The following is a 26,491-nucleotide window of genomic DNA, read 5'->3' on the forward strand; positions in this document are numbered from 1 at the left end:
AGCCCTTCCGGCGCCCACCGGCAGCCGGAAGAGCCGTTGACCAGCGACCATGCCTGACCACCCAACCGATACACCGGCCACGGCCCACTCTATTTGTGCTCTAAATCATCCCTAGAGAGGTTTATCAACCAGCGAACCCCTCATCCGAGAGCTCCGCGCCGATGTCCGACCCCCGCACGATGATTACGCTGCGCGGCCACCTGACGCCGCCCGCCCCGGCCCGGGCACCTCACGGCAGGCAGCCGCGGCCGTCCGCGGGCCGGCGCCTAGGGGGCGTCGAAGTCCTTGAGGCACAGCTCCAGCAGGGCCAGTACCCGCTCCTGGAGCTGGTCGCGGTCGTGCGCGCGCAGGGCGGTGGCTCCCTCCACCCGCCGGACCCGGCCCACACCCAGCAGGACGGCGGCGACCAGCGAGGCGTGCACGCGCGCGTCCGGTCCGCCCAGGTAGACGGCGAGGGGATCGATCAGCGCGCTCTTGAGGCGACCCTGGTAGACCGCCTGGAGGTCGGGGTCGCCCGCGGAGTCGTCCAGGGAGAGCTGCAGCGGGGTGCCCTCACCGTGCAGACGCCCGACCGAGTGCTCGGCCAGCCGCTGCGTCAGGTCCTTGGGGGCACCGTCCTCGATGAGCCTGGGGAAGACTCCGTCCTCGCGGAGGATCTCGGTGAGCAGTCCGGCCTTGGAACCGAAGTACCTGTTGATCAGCGCGACGTTCACCCCGGCGTGCGAGGCGATCTTGCGCGAGGAGACCGAGCCGTACCCCTCGTTGGTGAACAGCGCCTTGGCGCTGGCGAGGATGCGCTCCCGGGTCACCTCACGGCCACGGGCGGGCACCCGCGTACCGCCTCCGGTCTCGTCCGGACGCTCCATCTGCACACCCCTTGGTGGCCGTGATCTGGCTTTCTCGACTCCAGGTTGACACCTCTGTGCACCCCACGCCTACCGACAGGGGCGGAGAGATACCGATTTGACAGGTCAACACCGTTTACATATACCTAACGTGGATGCTTGCCCCCGGTGTGTGTGCCGCGGGGCTTTCGTGCGTCCGGAATCGGGGGCCTCATGAAACAGTCGGTACGCGGGACGTCCACGGAACGGGGCTCCTCCCCCGGGCCCGGTTCCCCCGCCGTCGAGGACCACCCGACCACCGCCGCACCGGCCGAACCCGCACCCGAGTACCCCTCGCGGCGGGTCGTGCGCCGGATCATGGTCGGCCTCGTCCTGGCGATGCTCACCTCGATGCTCACCAACTCCATCATCGGCACCGCGCTGCCGACCATCATGGGCGAGCTCGGCGGGCAGGACCGGCTGGCCTGGGTGGCCACCGCCGCCCTGCTGACCATGACCGCCTCCACCCCCGTGTGGGGCAAGCTCTCGGACATCTGGGGCCGCAAGCTCCTCTTCCAGATCGCCCTGGCCATCTTCATCGTCGCCTCGCTCGCGGCGGGCTTCGCCCAGGACATCAACTGGCTGATCGCCGCCCACGCACTCCAGGGCCTGGGGGTCGGCGGGCTGGCCACGCTGCCCAACATCATCCTCGGCGACGTCGTCTCACCCCGTCAGCGCGGCCGCTACAGCGGGCTGATCGGCATGGTCTTCGGCGTCTCCACCGTCCTCGGCCCGCTGGTCGGCGGTTTTCTCGTGGACAGCCCGCTCGGCTGGCGCTGGTGCTTCCTGATCACCGTCCCGCTCGCCGTGGTGGCGTTCTGCGTCATCCAGTTCATGTTCAAGATGCCGTTCACCCCCCGCCACAAACCGTCCGTGGACTGGCTGGGCGCCGGGCTGATCTTCAGCGCCGCCAGCACGGTGATCGTCCTGCTCAGCCTGGGCGGCACCCAGATCCCGTGGAACTCCCCGGCCGCGTACGCCATGGGCGCCGCCTCGGTGCTTTTGACCGTCGCCGCCGTCCTGGTCGAGCGTCGGGCCAAGGAACCGATCATCCCCACCCGCCTGTTCCGCGACCGCACCTTCGTGCTGGCCTCCGCGGGCTCGGTGGCCGTGGGCATGATGATGTTCGGCCTGATCATCTACATGCCGCAGTACCTGCAGTTCGTGCACAGCATGAGCCCGACCGTCTCCGGGCTGATGACCCTGCCGCTGGTCGCCTCGTTCCTGGTCACCTCGATCGGCTCCGGGTTCGCGATCAGCGGCAGCGGCCGCTGGAAGGCCTACCCCGTCATCGGCATGGTGCTGTGCGTGGTCGGGTTCACCGTGCTGAGCCTGGCCCAGGTCGACCCCGGTCTGACCACGGTGGTCGTCGGGCAGATGCTGGTGGGCCTGGGCTTCGGGCTCAACATGCAGATCCTGCTGCTGGCCACGCAGAGCGCACTGCCCGTCAAGGACATGGCCGCCGGGACCGCCTCGGTCACCTTCTTCCGCAACCTGGGCGGGGCCATGGGTGTCGCGGCCTTCGGGGCGGTGATGGTGAGCCGGTTGAACGCCGAGATCGCCGCCGCGGCGGCCGCCGCTCAGGAGGCCCTGGCCGTGCGGCCCCCGGCCGGACCGGACGGTACCGACTCGGGCGCCGAGGAACTGGCCCTCGGGCTTGAGGAGGCGGCCGAGTCCGCGCAGGGGTCACCGGAGCTGGTGCACTCGCTGCCCGAACCCGTGCGCGAGGTTGTCGTGGGCGCCTTCGACCACGCGATGCAGGGCGTGTTCGTGGCCGGTATTCCCATCGCGGTGCTGGGGCTGGTCGCGGTGTCCTTCATGAAGGGCGTGCCGCTGCGCGGCGGCGGCCCCGGGAAGAAGAACGCGAAGGCGGAGCGGGCCGAGGAGTCCGGGGGGTCCGGGGGGTCCGGGGGGTCCGGGGCCGGAGCCGCGGCTCAGAGGTAGCGGCGGAACCCCTCGGCCGAGTTGTCGAAGCCCAGGGTGGCATAGAAGGCGTGCGCCCCCTGGCGGCTCTCGTGGGAAAGCAGCTCGACCTTGTAGCAGCCCGCGCGCGTGGCGCGGTCCAGGGCGTCCTCCATGAGCGCCCTGCCGATGCCCTGGAACCTGGTGTCGGGGTCGACGACGAGGTTGTCGACCACCGCCCAGGGCTGGGCGTCGTGGGTCAGGTTGGCCACCACCAGCAGGTCCAGGGTCCCGATGATCTGGTTCCGGCGCTCCGCCACGAGGACGGTGCGGTCGGGGTCGTTCTCCATACGGGTCCAGGCGCGTACAGCGGCGGAGGACATGCGAACGTGCGCGCTCTGCGTGTGGGTGGTGTCACCGAGGTCGCGCAGGAGTCGCAGGATCGCACCGAGGTCGGACCGTATGGCCGCGCGGATAATCATGGCTGTCGGCATCGTAGCCGACAGCCTGCGACAAGGCGGACGTCACCCTACAACTGGCCACAAAACACCTAGGGAACGCCGAGGGCGGGACCGGGTGGTCCCGCCCTCGTACCGCACCGGGTCGTACCGGCCCGGGCTCCGTCAGGGACCCCGGGGTGAAAGCCGGTTCGGCGCCCGTCAGGGCTTGCGGATGACCCGCACGCCCTCGTCGCCCGTCGGCGGCTGCTGACCGGCCTCGGGACGGCGGTAGACACCGGTGATGCCCGGGTCCCCCGCGTCGCTCTCCGGCGGTGCCGTCGGCGGCTGCTGCGGCCCGCTCGGCTGCTGGTGGCCCTGGGGCTGTCCGCCCGGGACCGGTCCGGTGAAACGGGCGCCCTGCGGGGGCTGCGGCCCGGCGGGCTTGGGGTCGCCGCCCTTGCCGTCGCCCGGTTTCGCGGGGCCCTGCTCGGGCTTGGCCGCCTCGGGCCGCTGGAGCGGCTTGATGCGCACCGTCGCCTCGTCCGGCTCCTGCTGGATCGGGGGAAGCTTGGCGGTGGCCTCCTCCTTCACCGGCTGCGCGGCGGGCTTGGCCGCCTCGGGTGCCTTGTTCTCGGGCGCCTTGTTCTCCGGGGCCTTGGCCGCGGGCTTGGGCTGGCCCGGGTTCTGCTGCCCCTGGGGCTTCTGCCCCTGGGGCTTCTGACCCTGCGGAGCCTCGGCCGAAGCGGTCGTGGTGTCCTCGCGGGACAGACCAGTCTCCAGGGCCCCGGCCTTGTCCTCGGCCACGACCAGGTCGGCCAGCGTGGAATGCATGTCCTTCAGACGGCGCAGTGCCTCGGCGTGCGTGGCCGTCAGCGTGGCCAGACGACGGTCGGCCGTGTCGTGGATCTTCTTGGCCCGGCCCTCGGCCTCGCTCAGGCGGCGGTCGCCCTCCTGCTTGGCCTGCTCGCGGAGCTGGTCCGCCTCCTTCTTGGCCCCGGCGACCATCTCGTTGGCCTCGGTGCGCGCGGAGGAGACGATGCGCTCGGCGTGCTCCTCGGCGTCCTTGCGGTGCTTGGCGACCTCCTCCCCGGCCTTCTTCTGGGCCTCCTTCACCTCGGTCTCGACCCGGGAGCGACGCTCCTTGGCCTCTTCCTCGGCGATGCGGAGGATCTCCGCCATGCGCTCGCTGATCTGCTCGTGCTCAGGCTTGACCTGAGCCTTCTCGCGCGCGATCGCGAGGTCGCGCTTGTACTGCTCCAGTTCGTCGTCCATCCGTTGGAGACGCTCGCGGAGGTCCTTGAACTGGTTGTCCATTCGGACGTAGTAGTCGTCGACGTGCGCCTTGTCGTAGCCGTTCTTGCGCACTGTCGGGAACCGTTCATGCTGAAGTCCGCCACCCGGCAACATATTGCTCATGTGCCTTTCATGTCCTTAACACCGTTGACTGCACATCACAGATGGTGAGAGTTGCCCCGTACCCATTTGCCACCAGAACACCCGTTGGGCCCGTCCAGTGCGGTTCGCCCTCAGGTGTCCGTTCTCGTGCTCCGGCTCGGCGCGGTGAGGGGTGCTGGCCGAGAGCGGAGCGTAACGCCGTGGACACCGTCCAAACGACCAAGGTAGACACGCGCTGCGCCGCGGCGTCAAGAGCCCTGACGGGTACATCGCTGTGCGGCCCCTGGTCACGTTCTTACTAAGGTATGCGCGATCATCCCCGCACGGGGGCCGAGCGGTCAACTTCCTGCCCCTCTGTCCCAGGGGACCTACGTTTGGGAGGACCTTGACATGGTCAGCGCGACGGACGGACCGACCGGACCAACCCCCAGGCCGTGGATCGGCGGGGCTCCCTTCGGTGAGCCGGAGATCCACCCCACCGCCTGGATCGCCCCCGGAGCGGTGGTGGTCGGCCGCGTCCGGCTGGGCGCCGAGAGCAGCGTGTGGTACGGATCGGTCCTGCGCGCCGACACCGAGGACATCGTGGTCGGTGAGAAGGTCAACATTCAGGACCAGTGCGGTCTGCACTCCGATCCCGGGCAGCCCGCGATCCTGCACGACAACGTGAGCCTGGGCCACAAGGCGATGGTGCACGGCGCCATCGTGGAGGAGGGCGCCCTCATCGGCATCGGCGCCATCGTCCTGGGCGGCGCCCGGGTCGGCAAGGGTGCGCTGGTCGCCGCCGGTTCGCTGGTCGCGCCGGGCAAGGTCGTCCCGCCGAACACCCTGTGGGCCGGGGTACCGGGCAAGGTCGTCCGGGAACTGAACGACGACGACCGCCTCGTACTGGAGCACACCCCCACCGCCTACTCTGCCTACGCCGTCCAGCACCAGGACGTCGCCTGGCACTGACCCGGACCCCCGGCCCCGGCGGCGACCGATGACAGCGCGCGGCGACGACCTGCGCCGACGGTCCGCGCCGGGTGCCCCACGCGGGGTGATCCGCCCGGGGGAGGGCCTGCGCCCCTCCCCCGCCACCCCCTCGGACGGGTAGTCAACCCTCTGACTAACCCGGGTGAGCGGGCCACTGGCCCACAAGAGTCATGTGCTCGGGCCGCCCCGGACGTAGCCTGGAAGTCCTCTCTCCCTGTGGGATCGGTTCCGTCGCGCCCGCGCCCACACCGCCCCGCCGCCGCGGGTCACCCGTCCTGTCCTGCGACACCGTTGTCCCGGGAGGTGAGCGGTGGCACACGGCCTCGGTATGCGCGACCAGCTCCACGACCACGTCGCCCTGGACGAGATCGAGCTCTACGCTGAGGTCCTCATAGCCGTCGCCGGCGCCGACCACCCGCTCAGCCCCGCCGAGATCGACCGCGTCCTCGGCCTCGGCCATGAGCCGGACCCCGGCCCCGAGCGCCGCGATACTCCCGAACCCCTCACGCACAGCACGGCGCCCGGGACCGACACCACTGCCCCGGGCGCGCCGGACACCCCAGAGGCGGACCCCATCGAAGCCCGCCAGGCCGCCGCGGCTCCGCGGCCCCGCAGGCCCGCGGCGGCCGAACGCCCGGCCGACACTGCCGGACCGGGCCGCGGCGGCGCTCCCCTCGTCTACGGAACCACCGGCTCGGAGCCGGGTTCCGACAGCAGGATCATCGCCCCCGTACCCCTGGCGCGTGACGGCCGCTCCCCGACTCCCCTCCTCCCTCTGCTGCACGATTCACTCCCCGGCGGCAGCCGAACGGCACACCCGCTGTGCGGCCCGTTCGTCCCCTGGCGTGCCTGGCAGCTGTGAGTTCCGCCGCGCCCTGACCGGAATCGGCCTGATCCGGCCACTTTCGACCCGCTCCGTGTGTTCTCGCACCGGGTATTGCCCCTTCTGGGCCCTCAGCCCACAGAACGGCCAGTAGCCCCTCAGGAGTCGAGATGCACGCAGGATCCGACAGACCGGAACGCGAGGTAGAGCGCGCCCCCGCCGCCCGCCGCCCCGGTCACCCCCGCCCCGACGACGGCGAGCCGGACAACGCCCGCCGTGTCACCTTCACTATCGCCATCGTGGTGACCTCCGTCTTCCTCCTGCTCACAGCTGGTGGGATCGGCTGGTTCATCGCAGGCGGCCTACCATCCTCCGGGGAGGGCACCGCCGCCGACACAGGCGCGGACGACGGCACAGGCGCGGACGACACCGCGGAGACGGATGCGGCCCCGGCGGACCGGGGAGGGGAGGGAACGGTCTCCGACTCGCACTCGGGGCTCGCCTACGACATGCCCGGCGATGGGTGGACCCGGCTCGGCGACGACCAGGTCCCGGCGGGCTACTCCTCGTACGTGGTGTACGGATCTGCCGACGACCCGGACGCGATCATCGTCACCGGAACCGAGGACCTCGGCCCTCTGGAGCCCATCGCGGTCTCCGGGGTGCGTCTGGCGGCGGACATGGTCGGCGACCTGATCACCGGCGGCGGGGACGTGCGGGTCGAGCCCTCGGGGCAGACCTCGCTGGACGGCCTGCCCGCCTTCGGCGCGACCATGGGCAGCGACACCGCCGACGGCGAGGGCGGCTACGGCCGTTTCCTGGTGGTCGAGCTCAACGACGACACCGGCGCGTTCATGCTCGGCCTCAACACCGGCGGCGGTGCCGAGGCCACGGCCGGTATCGACGCCGCCTTCGAGTCGGTCGGCACCCTCCAGTAGATCCGGGTCCGGTGTGTTCCGGGCGCCCCATCTCCGAAAGACCCGAGCTCTGGGGAATCCAGCCCCCCGGACGTCCCGCGGTGCTCCGGTCCAGGGCGCCGCGGGACAGGGGCGGGGCCGGGCACAGGCCGGCGGCGGGGCTCAGAGCGGGATGATCGCCCGGAGCAGGAAGCCGCCGTCCTTGGTCCGGGCCCTGGAGAGGGTGCCGTCGCTCATGGCGACGCGCTCGGCCAGCCCGGCCAGCCCGTTGCCGTCGCTGCCTCCCCCGGGCCTTTCCTCACGCGCGCCGTCGTTGTGGACCTCCACCACCAGCTGTCTTCGCCGCTCGCCGCCCTGCCGGGTCAGGGTGAAGCTGATCTGGCACTCGTCGGCGTCACTGTGCCGCATCACGTTCGTACCGCCCTCACGCACCACCCAGGCAGCCAGGGCCGCGACCTTCGGCGGCAGTTCCAGGCCGTCGAGGCCGGTGACCACGGTTCTGGTGCCGCCCGAGTCGAGCACCGCGGTGATCGCCTCCACCTCTCCCTCGAGGTCCACCTCCCGGTAGCCGCTGACAGCGGAACGCACCTGTTGGAGCGCCTGCCGGGCCAGGGCCTGGACCTCGGCGATCTCGGCCACCGCCCGGTCCGGCGCCCGCTCCACCAGCCGCCCGGCCAGCTGGGACTTGACCGCCAGCGCCGAGAGGCTGTGCCCGAGCAGGTCGTGCATGTCCCGGGCGAAGCGGAGCCGCTCCTGGGTCACCGCCAGCTGGGCGCGGGCCCGCTGACCGGCGACCGCCTCCCGGCTGATGTCCCACAACCAGATCGTGCCGAAGGTGCTGAAGACGAAGAGCAGGGCGACGAACACGGCGGACAGCCAGAGCAGGCCGTAGGCGAGGGGACTGAACTCGACCGGGTCCTGGATGTGGAAGGTCGGGAGCAGCGGCAGGGGGGCCAACAGCAACAGGGCGCTGATGAGGGTGCCACTCCGGCGCGAGGTGAAGAGGATCCCGGTCCCCCACCAGGAACCGATCATCATCAGCGCCGCGACGGGAGTGTTGAGGAACACCGCGCTCGACAGCAGCAGCGCCACGGAGGCCCAGAGCAGTCTCGGGCTCGGCTCCCGGTTGCCGTCCATGCGTTCCCGGAGCAGGCGGACGAGCAGGACGGCGACCACCACGGCGAGGGCCGTACCGACCGCCGAACGCCACAGCGGCATGCCCAGGTCAGCGCTGTAGAAGGTGTCCGTGAGGGCCAGCAGGGCCAGTATCAGGCCGGTGAAACCGATCAGACCCATGATGATGCGGCGAGCGATCCGGACCCGGCGGTCCCCGGTCAGGTCGGCGGCCAGACCGGGGTCGCCCGCCGCACCCGGAACCTCCTCGGGGGGAGGCTCGGGGATCGCTGCGGGGACGTCGGGCACCGGTGCGCCGCCACCGCTCGGTCCCGACACGGCCAGCGGGGCCGAGCCGCTCTCGTTCACTCTGTCTCCTGGGGGATAGGGACCGCCGGGCAGGGGTAGTGCGGCTCGGAGCAGGAAGCCGCCGTCGTCGGTGCGGGCCGCCGCCAGTGTGCCACCCCCTCCGGAGATCCGTTCGGCCAGCCCGGCCAGTCCGCTGCTGGACTCCGTCCCGCCCCGCTCGCCCTCCCGGGCTCTGTCGTTGGCAACCTCCACGACCAGTTCCCGCCGCTCGGTACCAGGGTCGACCGCCACCGAGAAGGAGATCCGGCACCTGTGGGCGCGGCTGTGCCGCAGGACGTTGGTACCGCCCTCGCGCACCACCCAGGCCGCCAGGGCGGCCGTTTCCGCCGGCGGGTCGAACCCGGCCAGACCGGTCACGGAGGTGGCGGTCCCGTTGGCCTCCAGGACCGCGCGGACCGCACTCACCTCCGCCCCCAGGTCGATGTCCCGGTAGCCCCGAACCACGGAGCGCACCTGGCGCAGCGTGGTCCGGGCCAGTTCGTGCACCTGGTCGATCTCGGCCCTGGCCGCCTCGGGGTCGTCCCGCACGAGTCCTCCGGCCCGCCCGGCCCCGAGCCTGAGGGCGTCGAGCCTGTGCCCCAGCAGCTCTCGCATGTCGTTGGTGAACCGGAGCCGCTCCCCGTCCACGGCCAGCTGGGCGCGGGCCTGCTGGCCGTCGGTCACCTGCCGGATCGCGTCCCACAGCCAGACGGTGTACAGGCAGCTCGTCCACAGGATCAACGCCCAGAAGAACATGATCGCCGCGTTTCCCACCATGTTGGGCACGAACAGGGGATCGTGGACACCGTCTCCCCACGCGGGGAGCAGGGGTGAGCGCATCGGGCTGATCAGGGCGCTCAGCCAGGGCAGTGCCAGCAGGACGAGGGTGACCCACAGGAGCTGCCTCCTCGGGGCCAGGAAGGTGGCCAGAACCCACACGATGGCGCATATGGAGAAGACATGGGGGGTGTACCAGAGGAAGAGGCACAGCACCAGGAACAGCGCCGACGCAACCCGGTAGAGCCGCTGGTCCGGGATCTGTCTCCCGTCCATCCGTTCCCGGACCATCCGGGCCAGGGCCAGCCCGCACAGGATCGACGCGGCGATCAGGGCCAGGCAGCGGACCACCGCCAGCACCAGGACGTAGGCCGGTTGTCGGTCCAGGACGCTTATGGCGAAGGCCAGGTCCATCAGGACCCCCAGGCAGCCGAAGAAGGGCACCAGCAACGCGAAGAACGCCATGGTCCACAGGCAGAACCGCCTGGCCCGGCGGATCCGTCGGGCCAGCCCCGCGCTCATCGCCGACGGGGTGAGCGCCTCCGTTGCCCCCGCACCGCCGTCCGCACCGGGCCCGGGCACCGTCGGCGCCGCGACCGCCGACCGCGCCCCGTGCTCCACCACGTCCGCCTCCCCCGCCTTGACCACCGAACTCCAACCTAGGCCGCCGAGCCCTGCTTCCGGACGTTGTCCACAGGCCCGGTTCTGCGCCGATCCTGGAATCGTGCGCCCGGAGGCCCGGACACAGCGGTGCCGGGAGGCTCCCGTCCCGGGACCTCCCGGCTCCACCGTTCCACCGGGCACGTTCTAGTAGTACTTTGTTAAGTACCTGATTTTCCAGCGTGGCTCCGCCATGATGGACGGGTGGACCTGGACGCTGTGGAAGAACTCCGCGAAGACCTCGACGCTTTCTGCGCCGAGGTCTTCGCCTCCATCCCTCGCCGTGATAGCCGTCAGTGGGGCGGGTGTTACCTGCGTGGACTGATGCTGGACGGACGCCGTAAGTCCATCCAACCCATGGCCGAACGGCTCCCTGACGGCAATATGCAGGCATTGCAGCAGTTCGTGGCCTCCTCCCCCTGGGAGCACACCCCGGTCCGGCGTCGGATCGCCACCAAGGTGAGCCAGGCCATCAACCCCGATGCGTGGGTGATCGACGACACCTCCTTTCCCAAGGCCGGGAACCACTCAGCGGGGGCGGTGCGCCAGTGGTGCGGTGCTTTGGGCAAGAAGTCGTTGTGCCAGGTGGGGGTGAGCCTGCACGCGGTCACCGACGCCGCCTCGGTCCCCTTGGACTGGCGGTTGTTCCTGCCCAAGGAGTGGGCTGATCCGGCCGATGCCCGCCGAGCCAAGACCGGCATCCCCGACGGAGTGGGGCATCGGGAGAAATGGCGTCTGGCCCTGGACATGATCGACCAGGCCCGCTCCTGGGGGCTCCAGGACCAGGTAGTAGTGGCCGACGCGGGATACGGGCAAAACCACGCTTTCCGCGAGGGGCTGGCCGAGCGTGGTTTGGACTACGTGGTCGCGGTGCGTGAAGACGTCAACGCCCACCCCGGCCAGGCGGTTCCCCACCTCCCTGAACGGCGCAAAGGCAGGGGATGCCCGCCTCAGCCGCGCTACCGCACCCCGGCCCGCTCGCTTAAGGAGCTGGCTCTGGAACAGGGGCGTGGTGCGTTGCGGCGGTGCACTTGGCGGCAGGGGTCTCGTGGATCGATGCGGGGCCGGTTCCTGGTCATGGCGGTGCGTCCCGCTGGGGCCGCAGCTCACAAGGCCGCACTGGAGAAAGCGGGCGGCCGGTCGGGGTGGGACGGGGTGTTGCCGCCCGAGACGCTGATCGCTGAATGGCCGCCCCATCACGAAGCCCCGACTGATTACTGGTTGTCCAGTCTGCCCGCGGACACCGTGTTGCGGCACCTGGTGCGTCTGGCCAAGATCCGGTGGCGCATCGAGCACGACTACCGCGAGCTCAAGCACGGTTTGGGGTTGGATCACTACGAGGGGCGGACCTGGCGGGGCTGGCACCACCACGTCACCCTGGTCACCGCTGCTCAGGCCTTCCTCACCCTGCGAAGACTCGACCCAAAAACGCAGACGTCGGTCTGAGTCTGTACCAGGTCCTGGAGGCGCTCCAGGGGGTGCTGCTGTGCTGGACCGGCGTGTGTTCCACCTGCCAACGGCCACTCGCACAGCAGCACCCACCCGACACGAGTTAACAAAGTACTACTAGGGCTGGCGGGGGTCCCACTTGAAGTAGCGGCGAACCAGCAGCGACAGCACCACGATCCAGGCGAGCATCACGCCGATGGCCGGAAGTGCGTTGGTCCACAGGGCAGCGGCGCCCAGCGCCTCGGCGCCCTCGAAGCCACCGAAGACGTCGTAGCCGGTGTAGGCGGCCTGGGCCAGTTCGGCGGCCGGGGCGACCGGCAGGAACTGCACGACCGAACGGACCGCGTCGGGCATCAGGTCCAGCGGGAAGAAGACCCCGCCGGTGAGCAGCAGCGCCATCATCGGCACGACCGAGAACATCTGCGCGGACTCGGCGCTGCGCACCAGCGGAGTGATCAGCAGACCCACCAGGCTCATGGCCACGGCGCTGAGCAGCACCGCGACCAGCAGCAGGGCCGGGTCCTTGGGCATCGCGCCGCCCATCGCGAGGAGCGCGCCGACGATCAGCACCGAGAGCCCCAGGGAGAACAGCACGACGACCAGGACCACCCCGCCGAAGATCGCCGCCTGCGGGACCCCGCTCACCCGGAGCCGCTTGAGGACCAGTGACTCGCGGCGCGCGGCGAACACGTTGGAGGGGTGCCCGATCCCCAGCATCAGACCGATACCGATGAGGGCCGCGGCGAAGGAGAGGTCCCGGTTGGTGAAGTCACCGAAGACCGGGACGCTGGGCATCGACATCAGAGGCATGAAGAGGATCAGCGGGAGCACCAGGTACATCAGCGCGGTCTTGTACCGCACGAAGAGGGTGAACTCGGTGCGGGCCAGGCGCAGGGTCTGCTTCACCATGCCGGGAGAGGTCCGGGTCGCGGTCTTCGGGTCCGGGGACCGGGTGGTGGTCGTGGTCATCGTGTGTCTCCTGGGTTTCTGGGGCCGGGGTCACGCGGTACGGCGCGTGCTCGGCGAAGATCAAGGGGCCTGTTGCTCGGGGGCGGGGCACCGTGCGCGCCGCCCCCGCCTCACTCCGCGAGCAGGTCGGCGGCGCCGTCGGCGACCTGGAGGAACACGTCCTCCAGCGAGGCGCCGCGCACCTGGAGGTGCTGGAGGACGGTGCCCCGCTCCGCGGCCCAGCCCATCAGCGCGGCGACGGCGTGGTGGGCCCGCTCGGCGACGTCGCCGTCGCTGACCGTGTAGGTGGCCCACAGCTCCTGGTCGCGGGTCTCCACCTCGATCCCGGCCCCGGCCACGTCGGGCAGGTCGGCGGTGCGCACGTCGCTGGGGAGCAGGAAGCTCACCCGGTCGCCCCAGCCGGCGAGGACGCCGGCCAGGGTGCCCTCCACGCGGATCTCGCCGCGGTGCATGATGGCGAGCCGGTCGGCGAGGCGCTCGGCCTCCTCCAGGTAGTGCGTGGTGAGCAGGACCGCGACGCCGCTCTCCTTGAGCTCGTTGATGATCTTCCAGGTCTCGTGCCGCGCTTCCGGGTCCATGCCGGTGGTGGGCTCGTCGAGGTAGAGGACCTCGGGCCGGGTCATCAGGGCCGAGCCCAGGTCGAGGCGGCGCTTCTGGCCTCCGGAGAGCTGGCGAATGCGGAGCTTGCGCTTGTCCGTGAGGTTGATCAGCTGGAGGATCTCGTCGATCCCGCGCGGATCCGCGGCCAGGTCGCTGGTGAGGCCGAGGCTCTCCTCCACGCTGAGGTCCTCCAGCAGCCCACTGCCCTGGAGCACCGCGTTGACCCGCTCACGGATCCCGGCGGGCTGACCGAAGGGGTCCTGGCCGAAGACCCGGACGGTACCGGAGCTGGGGCGCCGGAACCCCTCCAGGGTCTCGATGGTGGTGGTCTTCCCGGCGCCGTTGGTGCCCAGGAGCGCGAAGAGCTCACCGGGGCGGATCTCGAAGGAGACGCCCTTGACCGCCTCGAAGTCCCCGTAGCGCTGGTGCAGGTCGCGGACGACCACCGACGCCCCCGCACTCGACGTGGAGTCCTGGGTCGCGGCGGCCGGTTCGGTGTTCGCTGTCGTCGTCATGTCCCAAGACTCCCGCGAACCGGGTGTCCGCCGACAGACGCCGCTGTCACCAGTCCCCGGTGGCACTTCACCCTGCACCGACACTGACAAATGTCATCAGCCCGGGCCGGGGTGGCCTCGGTGCGCGCGGTGGTGCGACCACGCCCGCACGTGCCCCTTCGTCACCTCACGTGCGAGCGCGGTCGCCGCCGCCGGCGGGGTCGCGCCCGTCCCCTCACAACTCACGTCGGGCGCGGCCCCTTGGCGGTTATCCACCGTTCTACATGAATTACCGCGGGCGCGTTGGGGGAATGCGACATTCTTCGTTGTCGCGAATCCGCAGTCCACCGGATTGGCTGTTTTCTTCTTGGGAAACATCGTCCTACGGGTGGTGCCTCCGGGGCGGGCCAACCCCGAGAGCTACCCGTGCAGCGGGCCCCAAGCCCCCACACTCCCGAGAGACACACCGTGAACAGGCATTACACAAAGCAAAACGACTCTCACACGCCAGGGGCACGGCGACCGGCAAAGGCTTTCACCCGCACCCGGGAATGGGGCCTTTTCTCCGGGAGTCGAGCAAAGCACAGTTACCCTCGGCCGACCCTCCGGGGAAAGTGTTCCGGGACCAAGGACACCAATCGTGCTCCGGCCGCCTCCAGCGGACCGCGGTCGAACCGGCGCAGCCACGATCGCGCCCCGATCACCAGCGCGAGGGCGATCACCAGCGCGGCTCCGAGCACCCATCCCTCCAGGGCCAGGCCGCCGACGTCCCCGGTGTCCAGGTAGGAGGCGAGGCCGAACCCCCAGCCGTAGAAGATCACCGAGCCCAGCAGGTTCTGGAGTACGTAACAGGTCAGTGCGGTCCGCCCCACCGCGCTCAGTGACCGGGGCACCTGCCCGCGGCTTCGGGTACGGTCCAGCAGCCACCCGGCCAGCCCGACGTAGCCCAGCATCAGCACGATCGAGAACCCGTACCGGTGGAGTTCGCCGAGATAGGAGATGTGGGATCCCAGCACGCAGAGCGGCAGTCCCAGGCCGAGCCCGCAGCGCGTCATGAGCTTCCGGTACCGCTGTCCGCGCTGGTCGTCGTCGAAGACGCCCGCGCGGTAGAGCCTCACCCCCAGCAGGAACAGGAAGAGGAGCATCGGGAACGAGGCGATGGCCTCCGAACGGGTGCCGAGGAAGTCCTCCCAGCGCATGGCCACCTGTTCGAGGTAGCCGCCGTTGAGGAAGAGCGCCTTCCACTCCTCGTGGCCGCCGGACCCGGACCGCTGCGGGGTCAGCGCGACGTACACCAGCGTCATCCCGCCGAAGAGCAGTGTGTTCACCGCCAGGGCCGACCACATCACCGCTGTCCGGACCCGCTCCGACCGCCGCAGCAGCCAGATCACCACCAACCCGGTGACCGCGTATCCCATGAGGACGTCCCAGGCGAACAGCAGCAGGGTGTGCAGAGCGCCCTCCGCCAACAACAGGACCTGGCGCCACCGGTACCGGCCGGGCCAGCGCCGCCCGTACGCGGCGGCGGTCCGGTACTGGACCGCGAGGCCCACGCCGAACATCATCGCGAGCATCGCGAAGAACTTGCCGTTGGTCAGGGGGTCGAGGACCGTCTTGAGGGGTCCGGTTCCGTCCGAGGACATGGCGAAGACCCAGATGTTGGCGGCCAGGGTGCCGAGGATGGCCACGCCTCGCAGGACGTCCAGGAGCAGGAGCCGGGGTGGCGGGGCGGACGACCTGCCGCAGAGCCTGCTCCCCCGCTGGGACACCTGGCTGGCCGACGGCGAGGACCCCGCCACCGGAGCCACCGGCTCGGACCCGCAGCGGCGCGTGGTCTTCGACGCCGACTACCGCTTCTTCCCCGACGAGGACTGGGCCGCTCCGGTGCGCGACGTCCGCTGTGCCCTCGGATGGGTGCACGAGAACGCCGCGGAGTACGGCGGCGACCCCGGGCGCATCGCCGTCAGCGGGCAGTCGGCCGGCGCCCTGCTGGCCCTGCTCGCGACCTACGGCGACGACCACCCGCCCAGCTGTGACACCGAGGTCCCCGAGGTGGCGGCGGTGATCGCCTGGTACTCCGGCACCGACGTGACCGCCGACGCCGCCGACCTCCCCTGGCGGCTGCTCCGGTCCCCTGTGAACGACGAGCTCACCGAGCTGGAGGAGCGGATGATGGGCGGCTCCCCCGAGGAGGTCCCGCAGGAGTACGCCGCGATGTCCCCGATCCGGCTGGTCGGCCCGGACACCCCGCCGACCCTCCTGCTCACCGCTGGGCACGACCTCTTCCTCGGCCCGCAGGACAACCGGCGGATGGCCGCCGCGCTCGCCGGGGCGGGCGTCCCGCACCACCACGTCGAGCTGCCGTGGGCGGAGCACATGTACGACCTCAACTGGGGCGGCCTGGCGAGTCAGATCACCCGGCACTCCATCGACGGCTTCCTCCGCGAACACCACTGAGAAGCACGGGCGACACGAAGGGGCGGGACACCATCCCTGGCGTCCCGCCCCTTCGCGCGCGGATTTCCGATGTCAGCCGGAACCCACCCGGGCACCGGGTGGTCAGGCCTCGGCGGTCTCCTTCTGCTCGTCGCCCTCGGCCGGGTTCTCACCCTTGACCGAACGGAGCAGCAGCTGGGAGACGTCGACGACCTCCAGCGACTCCTTGGCCTCGCCCGCGGACTTCTTCTCGTTGATCGCGTCACCCAGCATGACCTGGCAGAACGGGCACGCGGTGGAGACGGTGTCGGGGTTGGTGGTCAGCGCCTCGTCGACACGCTCGGTGTTGATGCGCTTGCCGATCCGCTCCTCCATCCACATGCGGGCACCGCCGGCGCCACAGCAGAAGCCGCGCTCCTTGTGACGGTGCATCTCCTGCGTCTTGATGCCCGGCACCTGCGCCATGATGTCGCGCGGCGGCGTGTACACCTTGTTGTGGCGGCCCAGGAAGCAGGGGTCGTGGTAGGTGATGTTCTCGTCGATCGAGCTCACCGGGGTCAGCTGGCCCTCCTCGACCAGCTTGGCCAGCAGCTGGCTGTGGTGGATGACCTCGTAGGTGCCACCCAGCTGCGGGTACTCCTTGGCCAGCGTGTTGAAGCAGTGCGGGCAGCTGGCCACGATCTTGGTGACGCCCGCGTCGTTGAGCGTCTCCACGTTCTGCTGGGCCAGCATCTGGAAGACGTACTCCATGCCAAGGCGGCGCGCCGGGTCACCGGTGCAGGCCTCCATGCCGCCCAGGACGGCGAACTTGACGCCCGCGATGTCCAGCAGCTCGGCGATGGCCTTCGTGGTCTTCTTGGCGCGGTCCTCCAGGGCACCGGCGCAACCGACCCAGAAGAGGTACTCGGTGCCCTCGGGCAGCTTGTCCTCGACGACCGGGACCTCGACCGGGTTCTCCTGGGAGGCGAGCTCCTCGATCCACTCCATGCGGCGGTCCTCGGCCATGCCCCACGGGTTGCCCTTGTTCTCAAGGTTCTTGAGCAGGGTGTTGGCCTCGGACGGGAAGTTGGACTCGACCATGACCTGGTAGCGGCGCATGTCCAGGATGTGGTCGATGTGCTCGATGTCGACCGGGCACTGTTCCACGCACGCACCGCAGTTGGTGCAGGCCCACAGCTCGTCGGGGTGGATGACGCCACCCTCCTCCTCGGTGCCGACCAGCGGCTTGTTGAGGAGGGCGAGGACGTCGACGCCCGCGTGGCTGTTGTCGGGAGCCTCGGCGAGGGTCTCCTCGGTGATGCCCTTGAGCAGGTACGGGGCCTTCTCGTAGGTGTGCTTCTGGAGGTCGAGGATGACCTTCTTCGGCGAGAGCGGCTTACCGGTGTTCCAGGCGGGGCACTGCGACTGGCAGCGGCCGCACTCGGTGCAGCTGGTGAAGTCGAGGAGGCCCTTCCAGGTGAAGTCCTCGAGCTTGCCCGCGCCGAACGGGTCCTCGTCCGGGTCGGCCTCCTCGAAGTCCAGGGGCTTCTTGCCGGACTTGTCCATCATCTGCTTGGCGCCACCGAGCGTCGGAGTGCCGTCGGCGTTGCGCTTGAAGAAGATGTTGAACGGCGCCACGAAGCGGTGCCAGCCGATACCCATGGTGAGGTTGAAGTACAGCACCACGAAGAACGCGTAGCTGATGACCAGCTTGAACGCGGCGACGAGCGCGATGGCGGGCTCGGCCACGGCGGCGTCGGCCGGCATGATCGCGCCGAAGGCGTGCGAGACCGGGGTCGCCCAGACCGGGAACGGGAAGTCCTCGATGGCGACCTTGAGGCCGCGGATCACGAAGATCGAGATCAGCAGGGCCCACAGGTAGGCCTCGACGTAGTACGCGGTCCACGTCTTGGAGTTGAAGAAGCGGGACTGCCTGCCCTTGCGGTGCGGGCCGTTGAGCAAGCGGTAGATCGTCAGGCCGATGATGCCCGCGAGGCTGGCCGCGGCGATGACCTCGATGGCCAGCCCGTAGACGGTCCAGTCGTAGATCACCGGCAGCTTGAAGTGCGGGTTGAAGACCTCGCCCTGGGCCTCGACGACCGTGAAGAACAGCAGCGGGAACGAGACCATCACGAACCAGTGGGCCACGCCGACCCACGGCCGCTTGAGCATCCTCGTGTGCGCGAGGATCTCGATCAACGTCATCGTGAGTCGCTTGCTCAGCGACTCCGTGCGCTCCGGCTCCACCGCTCGGCCCACACTCACGGTTCGCCAGATCTGGTAACCACCCAGAGCGAACGTGGCAAGCGCGACCACGGCGAAGACCGAGGTGATGATGCCCAGTGTCAAGTACAGAGGATGCATCGTCCGTGGCCTCCCATCCTGCTTTCGTCATCCGGTGCGCCACACACCGGTGGTCCATATTGATGTTACTAGCGAGTAATAGCGCGGCCGCCACCGACCCTCGGCCCCAGCGGCCCGGCCACCGGGGACGCCCCACACCCCCTACCGCCCTCACGCCCGGGTTGCGGGACCTCGTGCGCGCGGGTGCGAGTGAGTACCAACCGTAGCCAGCCATGTCGCCACTTCCCTCACTCGGGTGCGCCCGAGTCACCCCGGACGCGCCGCACACCTCTATGTAAGCGGACACCGGAGCGAACAGGGGACGCCCGGGCATCGGTGGGACCACCGGTCGTGTTCCGCCGGACCGAACACGCCTGCCCCGGGGAACGAACACCGCCCCCGCGCCACCGCCGCCGCCCCGGCCTCCAGCACCCCGCCCCACCCCGAGACACCCCCGGCTCCCCTGGTTTTCAGGTCAAGGATGTCCCCGAGTTGTCCCGGGGTTCAGCCATCCTCCAGGTGAAATCACCCCAGGTCGGGAACATCCCCGCGTGGCCACCCGTTGTCAGGTCGTAGGAAGCAGATTGAGTCTGGTCGACTCAACTGACTTGACAGCCCCCACCCGACGAAGCAAACTTACGCCTGAACGACTCAACTTTGACGGAGGAAACAACCATGGCACGTGCGGTCGGAATCGACCTCGGTACGACGAACTCGTGTGTCGCGGTCCTTGAGGGTGGCGAGCCGACGGTCATCACGAACGCCGAGGGCTCCCGCACCACCCCTTCGGTCGTGGCCTTCGCCAAGAACGGTGAGGTGCTCGTCGGTGAGGTGGCCAAGCGTCAGGCCGTCACCAACGTCGACCGGACCATCCGCTCGGTGAAGCGTCACATCGGCACCGACTGGTCGGTGCAGATCGACGACAAGACCTTCAACCCGCAGCAGATCAGCGCCTTCATCCTGCAGAAGCTCAAGCGCGACGCAGAGGCCTACCTGGGCGAGGACGTGACCGACGCGGTCATCACCGTCCCGGCCTACTTCAGCGACTCGCAGCGCCAGGCCACCAAGGAGGCCGGCACGATCGCGGGCCTCAACGTCCTGCGCATCATCAACGAGCCCACCTCGGCCGCGCTCGCCTACCACCTGGAGAAGGAGGACGAGGCGACGATCCTCGTCTACGACCTCGGCGGCGGCACCTTCGACGTCTCCCTCCTCGAGGTCGGCGACGGCGTCGTGGAGGTCAAGGCGACCAACGGCGACAACCACCTCGGCGGCGACGACTGGGACCAGGCGATCGTCAACTGGCTGGTGGACAAGTTCAAGAACTCCAACGGCGTCGACCTGTCCAAGGACAAGATGGCGCTCCAGCGTCTGCGCGAGGCCGCCGAGAAGGCCAAGATCGAGCTCTCCAGCTCCAGCGAGACGCAGATCAACCTGCCCTACATCACGGCCTCGGCCGAGGGCCCGCTGCACCTGGACGAGAAGCTCACCCGCGCCGAGTTCCAGCGTCTGACCGCCGACCTGGTCGAGCGGACCAAGACCCCGTTCCAGCAGGTCATCAAGGACGCCGGGATCAGCCTGGACGAGATCCACCACGTGGTTCTGGTCGGCGGCTCGACCCGTATGCCCGCCATCGCCGAGCTCGTCAAGGAGATGACCGGCGGCAAGGAGCCCAACAAGGGCGTCAACCCGGACGAGGTCGTGGCCATCGGTGCCGCGCTCCAGGCCGGTGTGCTCAAGGGCGAGGTCAAGGACGTCCTGCTGCTGGACGTCACCCCGCTCTCCCTGGGCATCGAGACCAAGGGCGGCGTGTTCACCAAGCTCATCGAGCGCAACACCACCATCCCGACCAAGCGCTCCGAGATCTTCACGACGGCCGACGACAACCAGCCGTCCGTGCAGATCCAGGTGTACCAGGGCGAGCGCGACATCGCCCAGTACAACAAGAAGCTGGGCGTCTTCGACCTGACCGGTCTGCCCCCGGCGCCGCGCGGCGTCCCGCAGATCGAGGTCGCCTTCGACATCGACGCCAACGGCATCGTCAACGTCACCGCGAAGGACCTGGGCACCGGCAAGGAGCAGACCGTCACCATCTCCGGTGGTTCGGCGATGTCCAAGGACGACATCGACCAGATGGTCCGCGACGCCGAGCAGTACGCCGAGGAGGACCGCAAGCGCCGCGAGGAGGCCGAGGTCCGCAACAACGCCGAGTCCCTCGTCTACCAGACCGAGAAGGTCATCAAGGACAACGAGGACAAGGTCCCGGCGGACGTGCGCTCCGAGACCGAGGCCGCCGTCGCCGAGCTGAAGACCGCTCTCGAGGGCACCGACGTCGAGGCCATCCGCTCCGCGAGCGAGAAGGTCGCGCTGGCCAGCCAGAAGATCGGTTCCGCGATCTACAGCCAGGGCCAGCAGGGTGAGGGCGCCGCCCAGCCCGGCGCCGGGAACGCCGACGCCGGCAACGGTGCCTCCGCCGAGGACGCGGACGTGGTCGACGCCGAGATCGTCGACGAGGACAACGGCAAGGGCAACCAGGGTTCCTGACCCGAGAGTTCCGTGAGAGCCGAGGAAGGAGGGAACGTCGGACATGGCGTTGTCGGACAACAACAACCCTGACACCGGTGACGGTGACGAGAACCAGGGTCCGGTGATCCGCGACAACCGCAAGGTCGACCCCGAGACCGGTGAGGTCCGCGACCCCAAGGGTGAGTCCACCGGGGAAGAGCCCGAGGTCGTCGAGAGCGAGATCGAGATCCCGGACACCCCGGAATCCGTGGTGACCGAGGCGATCAACGCGGACGAGCGGGTCATCGAGCTCACCAACGACATCAAGCGGGTGCAGGCGGAGTACGCCAACTACCGCAAGCGTGTCGAGCGCGACCGGGCGGCCGTCCGCGAGGCGGCCACCGCCCAGGTCGTCGGCGAACTGCTGCCGGTCCTGGACGACATCGGTCGGGCCCGTGAGCACGACGAGCTCAACGGCGGGTTCAAGGCGGTGGGTGAGGCCCTGGAGGCCACGGCGACCAAGCTGGGCCTGGAGAAGTACGCCGAGCAGGGCGACGAGTTCGATCCGAACGTCCACGAGGCCCTCACCCTGGTCCCCGTTCCGAACATCTCCGTCCAGACGGTGATCGAGGTGTTCCAGCCCGGGTACCGGATGGGTGAGCGCGTTCTCCGCCCCGCCCGCGTGGTGGTCGGCGAGCCCATGGAGGGCGCGGCGGACGAGGAGTCCTCCGACGGCTCCGCGGACTCCACCGAAACCGCCGAGGGCGCTGAGACCGCCGGGAACGGCGAGAGCGGCGAGGACAAGAAGTAGGAGCGGGTACGCCCGTAGGACGTGTTCGGTGGGCGCTGTCCGTCGCGGACGGTGCACGCGCCCATCGGATACGCCCGTAGACCCGGCCGTGGCCGACGTGAGAGCGTCGGTCGCGGCCCCGGGTCGCCCCCGGCCCCACGCGGTTCGGGGCAACGTGGAAACATCGGACGCAACCGGCACCAGCGGGAGAAGGCATCAGTCGATGAGCACCAAGGACTACCTGGAGAAGGACTACTACAAGGTCCTGGGAGTCTCAAAGACCGCCTCCAAGGACGAGATCAAGTCGTCCTACCGCAAGCTGGCCCGGGAGAACCACCCGGACGCCAACACCGGCGACCCCAAGGCCGAGGACCGCTTCAAGGAGATCTCCGAGGCGTACAACGTCCTCTCGGACGAGAAGCGCCGTAAGGAGTACGACGAGGCGCGCTCCATGTTCGGCGGCTCGTACCGTCCCGGCGGGGCCGGTCCCGGCGGGTTCGACATGAGCGACATCTTCGGCCAGGGCTCCGGCGGCGGTGGCGGCGCGCCTGGCGGCGAGCGCCTGAGCGACCTCTTCGGCGGGCTGTTCGGCAACCGCGGGCGTGGGGGCACGGCCACCCGCAGCAGGCGCGGCGCCGACGTCGAGACCGAGACGACACTGAGCTTCCGCGAGGCCGCGGACGGGGTCACCCGTTCGTTCCAGCTGAGCAGTGAGGCCCCGTGCAACACCTGCAAGGGCACCGGAGCGCGCGCCGGCACGGCCCCGCGTATGTGCCCCAAGTGCAGCGGCACCGGGCACGAGAGCACCAACCTGGGCGGCTTCTCGCTGTCCGACCCGTGCAGCGAGTGCAAGGGACGCGGCCTCGTGGTCGACGACCCCTGCCCCACCTGCAGCGGAAGCGGACGCGGCAAGAGCACCCGCACCATACAGACGCGCATCCCGGCCGGAGTGAGCGACGGCCAGCGCATCCGCATCAAGGGCAAGGGCGCGCCCGGCGAGAACGGCGGCCCCAACGGTGACCTGTACGTCGTCGTCCACGTGAAGGGACACCCGGTGTTCGGCAGGAGCGGCGACAACGTCACCATCACGGTGCCGGTGACCTTCCCCGAGGCGGCCCTGGGCGCCGAGGTCAGGGTTCCGACCCTGAGCGGGTTCCCGGTGACAGTGAAGGTGCCGCCGGGCACCCAGAACGGGCACACCCTGCGGGTCCGCGGCAAGGGCGCCACCCGCAAGGACGGCACCATCGGGAACATGCTGGTCACCTTCGAGGTGGACGTACCCAAGACACTCAACGGCGACGCCCGCGAGGCTCTGGAGAAGTTCCGCGCGGCGACCTCCGACTACGACCCGCGCGCCGGGCTCGAAGCGCGGGCGAAGGGCGCGTGAACAACGTGAACGATCCTGCCTTCGGCGCCGACGCACCGGTCTACGTGATCTCGGTGGCCGCTGAGCTGGCCGGTATGCACCCGCAGACGCTGCGGCAGTACGACCGGCTGGGGATCGTGTCTCCGGGGCGCACCTCCGGCCGGGGTCGCCGGTACTCCATGCGCGACGTACGGACGCTGCGCGAGGTGCAGCGCCTGTCGCAGGAGGAAGGCATCAACCTCGCCGGGATCAAGCGGATCCTGGAACTGCAGCACGAGGTGGAGCAGCTGCGTGAACAGGTGTTCCACCTGGCCAACGAACTCGAGGCGGCCCGCCGGGCGGTGTCCCGGCGGGGCCGCCCGATGGCCCGCCCCGAGGGCGGGCCGGTGCGCGGGGAGCTGGTGCGCCGCACCCGCGTCACGATCTTCAACACCGCCGAAGCCGAGGGCGAACACCCCGACCGGAGCGACAGCCGAAACGACCAGGGCGGCCAGAGTGGTCCGGGTGGCCAGAGTGGCCCCTCCGGCCCCTCCGGCCCGTCCGGCCAGAGCGGCCACCAGGACGGTCCGGAGTCGGGCGGGTCAGCCCGGGGTTGACCCGGGCTGGCAGGGGTTCTCACCCGCCGACACTGGCACGCGCGGCCAGGAATCATCACTCTGAGCAACACTTCTTGTGGAAGGAGTAACCGGACATGAACTACAAGCTCACGCAGAAGAGCCAGGAGGCTCTGGCCGCCGCGATCCGTCAGGCCACCACCGACGGCAGCCCGCAGACCGAGCCGCTGCACCTGCTGTACGCCCTCCTGGACCAGGCCGAGGGCATCACCAGGCCACTGCTCAAGGAGGTCGGCGCCAACCCCGACCAGCTCAAGGACAAGGTCGAGGTGGCGATCGGCAGCCTGCCCAAGGCGGCCGGTTCCACGGTCAGCTCGCCGAGCTCCTCCCGCCAGCTCATCGTCTCCATCAACACCGCGGCCCAGCGCGCCCAGCAGATGGAGGACGAGTACGTCTCGACCGAGCACCTGCTGGTCGGGCTGGCCACCGACGGCGGCGAGGCCGCTCGGTTGCTCAACGATGCCGGGGCCACCCCGGACACCCTCCTGGAGGCCTTCGAACGGGTGCGCGGTACCGGCAAGGTCACCTCGGAGAACCCCGAGGACACCTACCAGTCGTTGGAGAAGTTCGGTGTGGACCTCACCGAACGCGCCCGCGAGGGCAAGGTGGACCCGGTCATCGGCCGGGACGGGGAGATCCGCCGGGTCATCCAGGTGCTCAGCCGCCGGACCAAGAACAACCCCGTGCTCATCGGTGAGCCGGGCGTGGGCAAGACCGCCGTGGTCGAGGGGCTCGCCCAGCGCATCGTGGCCGGGGACGTGCCGCAGTCGCTGCTCGGCAAGCGCCTGATCAGCCTCGACCTGTCCGCGATGGTCGCGGGCGCCAAGTACCGCGGCGAGTTCGAGGAACGGCTCAAGGCGGTGCTCTCGGAGATCAAGGAGTCCGAGGGCCAGATCATCACGTTCATCGACGAACTCCACACCATGGTGGGCGCGGGCGCGGCCGAGGGCGCCATGGACGCGGGCAACATGCTCAAGCCGATGCTGGCCCGCGGTGAGCTGCGCATGGTCGGCGCGACCACGCTGGACGAGTACCGGGAGAAGATCGAGAAGGACCCCGCGCTGGAGCGCCGCTTCCAGCAGGTGTTCGTCGGCGAGCCGTCGGCCACCGACACCATCGCGATCCTGCGCGGCCTCAAGGGCCGCTACGAGGCGCACCACAAGGTGCAGATCTCGGACTCGGCGCTGGTGGCGGCCGCGACGCTGTCGGACCGCTACATCACCGCGCGGTTCCTGCCGGACAAGGCGATCGACCTCATCGACGAGGCGGCGTCCCGGCTGCGGATGGAGATCGACTCCAGCCCGGTGGAGATCGACGAGCTGCGCCGGACCGTCGACCGCCTCAAGATGGAGGAGATGGCGCTCGACAAGGAGTCCGACCCCGCGAGCCAGCAGCGGCTGGAGCGGCTGCGCGCCGACCTCGCCGACCACCAGGAGAAGCTCACCGGGCTGGTGGCCCGCTGGGAGCAGGAGAAGGCGGGGCTGAACCGGGTCGGTGACCTCAAGGGGCAGCTGGACGAACTGCGCACCAAGGCGGAACTGGCCGAGCGCGAGGGCCGCTTCGAGGAGGCCTCCCGGCTGATGTACGGGGACATCCCGCAGCTGGAGAAGCAGGTCGAGGAGGCGTCCAAGGCCGAGGAGAGCGCCGAGGCCTCCGCCGGGAACAGCATGGTCAAGGACGAGGTGGGCGCCGACGAGATCGCCGACGTCGTCTCCTCCTGGACCGGCATCCCGGTGGGACGGCTGATGGAGGGCGAGACCTCCAAGCTACTGCGGATGGAGGCCGAGCTGGGGCAGCGGCTGATCGGCCAGAAGGACGCCGTCCAGGCGGTGTCGGACGCGGTGCGCCGGGCCCGGGCTGGGATCTCCGACCCGGACCGGCCCACGGGTTCGTTCCTGTTCCTGGGGCCCACGGGTGTGGGCAAGACGGAGCTGGCCAAGGCGCTGGCCGAGTTCCTGTTCGACGACGAGCGCGCGATCGTGCGCATCGACATGAGCGAGTACTCCGAGAAGCACTCGGTGTCCCGCCTGGTGGGTGCGCCTCCCGGGTACGTGGGCTACGAGGAGGGCGGCCAGCTCACCGAGGCGGTGCGGCGGCGCCCGTACACGGTGGTGCTGCTGGACGAGGTGGAGAAGGCCCACCTGGAGGTGTTCGACACCCTCCTGCAGGTGCTGGACGACGGTCGCCTGACCGACGGCCAGGGCCGCCAGGTGGACTTCCGCAACACCATCCTCATCCTCACCTCCAACCTGGGCTCGCAGTTCCTGGTGGACCAGTCCCTGGAGGAGGCCGTCCGCAGGGAACGGGTGATGGACGTGGTGCGCGCCACGTTCAAGCCGGAGTTCCTCAACCGCCTGGACGACGTGATCATGTTCGACGCGCTGTCCACCGAGGACCTGACCCGGATCGTGGACCTGCAGGTCGACAAGCTGGCCGCGCGCCTGGCCGACCGCCAGCTCGACCTGGACGTCACCGAGGGCGCCCGCGAATGGCTGGCGCTGACCGGCTACGACCCCAACTACGGCGCCCGGCCGCTGCGCCGCCTGGTGCAGTCCTCGATCGGCGACCCGCTCGCCCGCGAGCTGCTCTCCGGCGAACTCACCGAGGGCGACACCGTCCTGGTGGACGTGAGCGGCGACCGGGACAAGCTGAACGTGACCACCCGCAAGGCCGAGGAACCGGCCCTGGAAGCCTGACCCGGCCGCTACTGACCGA

General features: G+C 69.8%; 18 protein-coding genes and 1 pseudogene. 11 read left to right on the forward strand and 8 right to left on the reverse strand.

Annotated elements, in window-relative coordinates:
* Positions 1 to 266: 266 nt before the first annotated feature.
* Positions 267 to 866 (reverse strand): TetR/AcrR family transcriptional regulator, encoded by a 600-nt coding sequence (locus tag HNR07_RS22595; RefSeq protein WP_184366689.1) that lies wholly within the window; start codon positions 864 to 866, stop codon positions 267 to 269.
* 192 nt (positions 867 to 1,058) lie between these two features.
* On the opposite strand from HNR07_RS22595, the gene HNR07_RS22600 reads away from it, so the two are divergent.
* A complete protein-coding gene (locus HNR07_RS22600; protein ID WP_184366690.1) occupies positions 1,059 to 2,828 on the forward strand; it encodes an MDR family MFS transporter in 1,770 nt (589 codons plus the stop codon).
* On the opposite strand, the gene HNR07_RS22605 is transcribed toward HNR07_RS22600, so the two are convergent.
* Positions 2,819 to 3,268 carry a GNAT family N-acetyltransferase gene (locus HNR07_RS22605; protein WP_184366691.1) on the reverse strand — a complete coding sequence of 150 codons (450 nt, stop codon included), beginning with the start codon at positions 3,266 to 3,268 and terminating at the stop codon, positions 2,819 to 2,821. The genes HNR07_RS22600 and HNR07_RS22605 overlap by 10 nt on opposite strands.
* Before the next feature lie 177 nt (positions 3,269 to 3,445).
* Positions 3,446 to 4,633: an ATP synthase F0 subunit B gene (locus tag HNR07_RS22610; RefSeq protein WP_184372496.1), complete on the reverse strand. Its 1,188-nt coding sequence runs from the start codon at positions 4,631 to 4,633 to the stop codon at positions 3,446 to 3,448.
* A gap of 378 nt (positions 4,634 to 5,011) precedes the next feature.
* Here HNR07_RS22610 and HNR07_RS22615 point away from each other — a divergent pair, with 378 nt between their 5' ends.
* From HNR07_RS22615 to HNR07_RS22625, 3 genes are all read left to right on the forward strand, one after another.
* Entirely contained in the window at positions 5,012 to 5,572 is a 561-nt protein-coding gene (locus HNR07_RS22615) for a gamma carbonic anhydrase family protein (RefSeq protein WP_184366692.1), read from the forward strand.
* A 331-nt stretch (positions 5,573 to 5,903) separates the two neighbouring features.
* Positions 5,904 to 6,455, forward strand: coding sequence for a hypothetical protein (locus HNR07_RS22620; RefSeq protein ID WP_184373111.1), 552 nt, complete (start codon positions 5,904 to 5,906; stop codon positions 6,453 to 6,455).
* 131 nt (positions 6,456 to 6,586) lie between these two features.
* Positions 6,587 to 7,354 (forward strand): hypothetical protein, encoded by a 768-nt coding sequence (locus HNR07_RS22625; protein ID WP_184366693.1) that lies wholly within the window; start codon positions 6,587 to 6,589, stop codon positions 7,352 to 7,354.
* Positions 7,355 to 7,495: 141 nt separating this feature from the next.
* Here the strand turns inward: HNR07_RS22625 and HNR07_RS22630 are convergent, their stop codons facing one another.
* The gene (locus tag HNR07_RS22630) at positions 7,496 to 10,219 is read right to left on the reverse strand and encodes a sensor histidine kinase (RefSeq protein ID WP_312893941.1); all 2,724 of its coding nucleotides are present in this window, start codon (positions 10,217 to 10,219) and stop codon (positions 7,496 to 7,498) included.
* A gap of 216 nt (positions 10,220 to 10,435) precedes the next feature.
* On the opposite strand from HNR07_RS22630, the gene HNR07_RS22635 reads away from it, so the two are divergent.
* A complete protein-coding gene (locus HNR07_RS22635) occupies positions 10,436 to 11,677 on the forward strand; it encodes an IS701 family transposase (protein ID WP_184364603.1) in 1,242 nt (413 codons plus the stop codon).
* Between the two features lie 120 nt (positions 11,678 to 11,797).
* On the opposite strand, the gene HNR07_RS22640 is transcribed toward HNR07_RS22635, so the two are convergent.
* The 3 genes from HNR07_RS22640 to HNR07_RS22650 form a co-directional block, all read right to left on the reverse strand.
* Positions 11,798 to 12,649, reverse strand: a complete 852-nt coding sequence (locus HNR07_RS22640) for an ABC transporter permease (protein ID WP_184366694.1) — start codon at positions 12,647 to 12,649, stop codon at positions 11,798 to 11,800.
* Between the two features lie 110 nt (positions 12,650 to 12,759).
* The gene (locus tag HNR07_RS22645) at positions 12,760 to 13,764 is read right to left on the reverse strand and encodes an ABC transporter ATP-binding protein (protein WP_184366695.1); all 1,005 of its coding nucleotides are present in this window, start codon (positions 13,762 to 13,764) and stop codon (positions 12,760 to 12,762) included.
* Between the two features lie 566 nt (positions 13,765 to 14,330).
* The gene (locus tag HNR07_RS22650; protein WP_184366696.1) at positions 14,331 to 15,431 is read right to left on the reverse strand and encodes a DUF418 domain-containing protein; all 1,101 of its coding nucleotides are present in this window, start codon (positions 15,429 to 15,431) and stop codon (positions 14,331 to 14,333) included.
* Positions 15,432 to 15,465: 34 nt separating this feature from the next.
* Between HNR07_RS22650 and HNR07_RS22655 the strand changes: the two are divergent.
* Positions 15,466 to 16,200 (forward strand): annotated as a pseudogene (locus HNR07_RS22655) (alpha/beta hydrolase); the annotation flags it as partial.
* A 102-nt stretch (positions 16,201 to 16,302) separates the two neighbouring features.
* Here the strand turns inward: HNR07_RS22655 and HNR07_RS22660 are convergent.
* Complete coding sequence (locus tag HNR07_RS22660; RefSeq protein ID WP_184366697.1) at positions 16,303 to 18,522, reverse strand: (Fe-S)-binding protein; 2,220 nt, start codon at positions 18,520 to 18,522, stop codon at positions 16,303 to 16,305.
* Positions 18,523 to 19,176: 654 nt separating this feature from the next.
* Between HNR07_RS22660 and dnaK the strand changes: the two genes are divergently transcribed.
* The 5 genes from dnaK (at position 19,177) to clpB (ending at position 26,472) form a co-directional block, all read left to right on the forward strand.
* Positions 19,177 to 21,045, forward strand: a complete 1,869-nt coding sequence (gene dnaK, locus HNR07_RS22665; protein ID WP_184366698.1) for a molecular chaperone DnaK — start codon at positions 19,177 to 19,179, stop codon at positions 21,043 to 21,045.
* Positions 21,046 to 21,088: 43 nt separating this feature from the next.
* A complete protein-coding gene (gene grpE / locus HNR07_RS22670; RefSeq protein ID WP_184366699.1) occupies positions 21,089 to 21,817 on the forward strand; it encodes a nucleotide exchange factor GrpE in 729 nt (242 codons plus the stop codon).
* Positions 21,818 to 22,019: 202 nt separating this feature from the next.
* Positions 22,020 to 23,183, forward strand: a complete 1,164-nt coding sequence (gene dnaJ, locus HNR07_RS22675) for a molecular chaperone DnaJ (RefSeq protein WP_184366700.1) — start codon at positions 22,020 to 22,022, stop codon at positions 23,181 to 23,183.
* Positions 23,180 to 23,758 (forward strand): heat shock protein transcriptional repressor HspR, encoded by a 579-nt coding sequence (locus tag HNR07_RS22680; RefSeq protein WP_184366701.1) that lies wholly within the window; start codon positions 23,180 to 23,182, stop codon positions 23,756 to 23,758. The genes dnaJ and HNR07_RS22680 overlap by 4 nt, the downstream gene beginning before the upstream one ends.
* Before the next feature lie 95 nt (positions 23,759 to 23,853).
* Positions 23,854 to 26,472, forward strand: coding sequence for an ATP-dependent chaperone ClpB (gene clpB, locus HNR07_RS22685; RefSeq protein WP_184366702.1), 2,619 nt, complete (start codon positions 23,854 to 23,856; stop codon positions 26,470 to 26,472).
* Positions 26,473 to 26,491: the final 19 nt, after the last annotated feature.

This window comes from Nocardiopsis metallicus, assembly GCF_014201115.1.
GTDB classification, from domain to species: domain Bacteria; phylum Actinomycetota; class Actinomycetes; order Streptosporangiales; family Streptosporangiaceae; genus Nocardiopsis; species Nocardiopsis metallicus.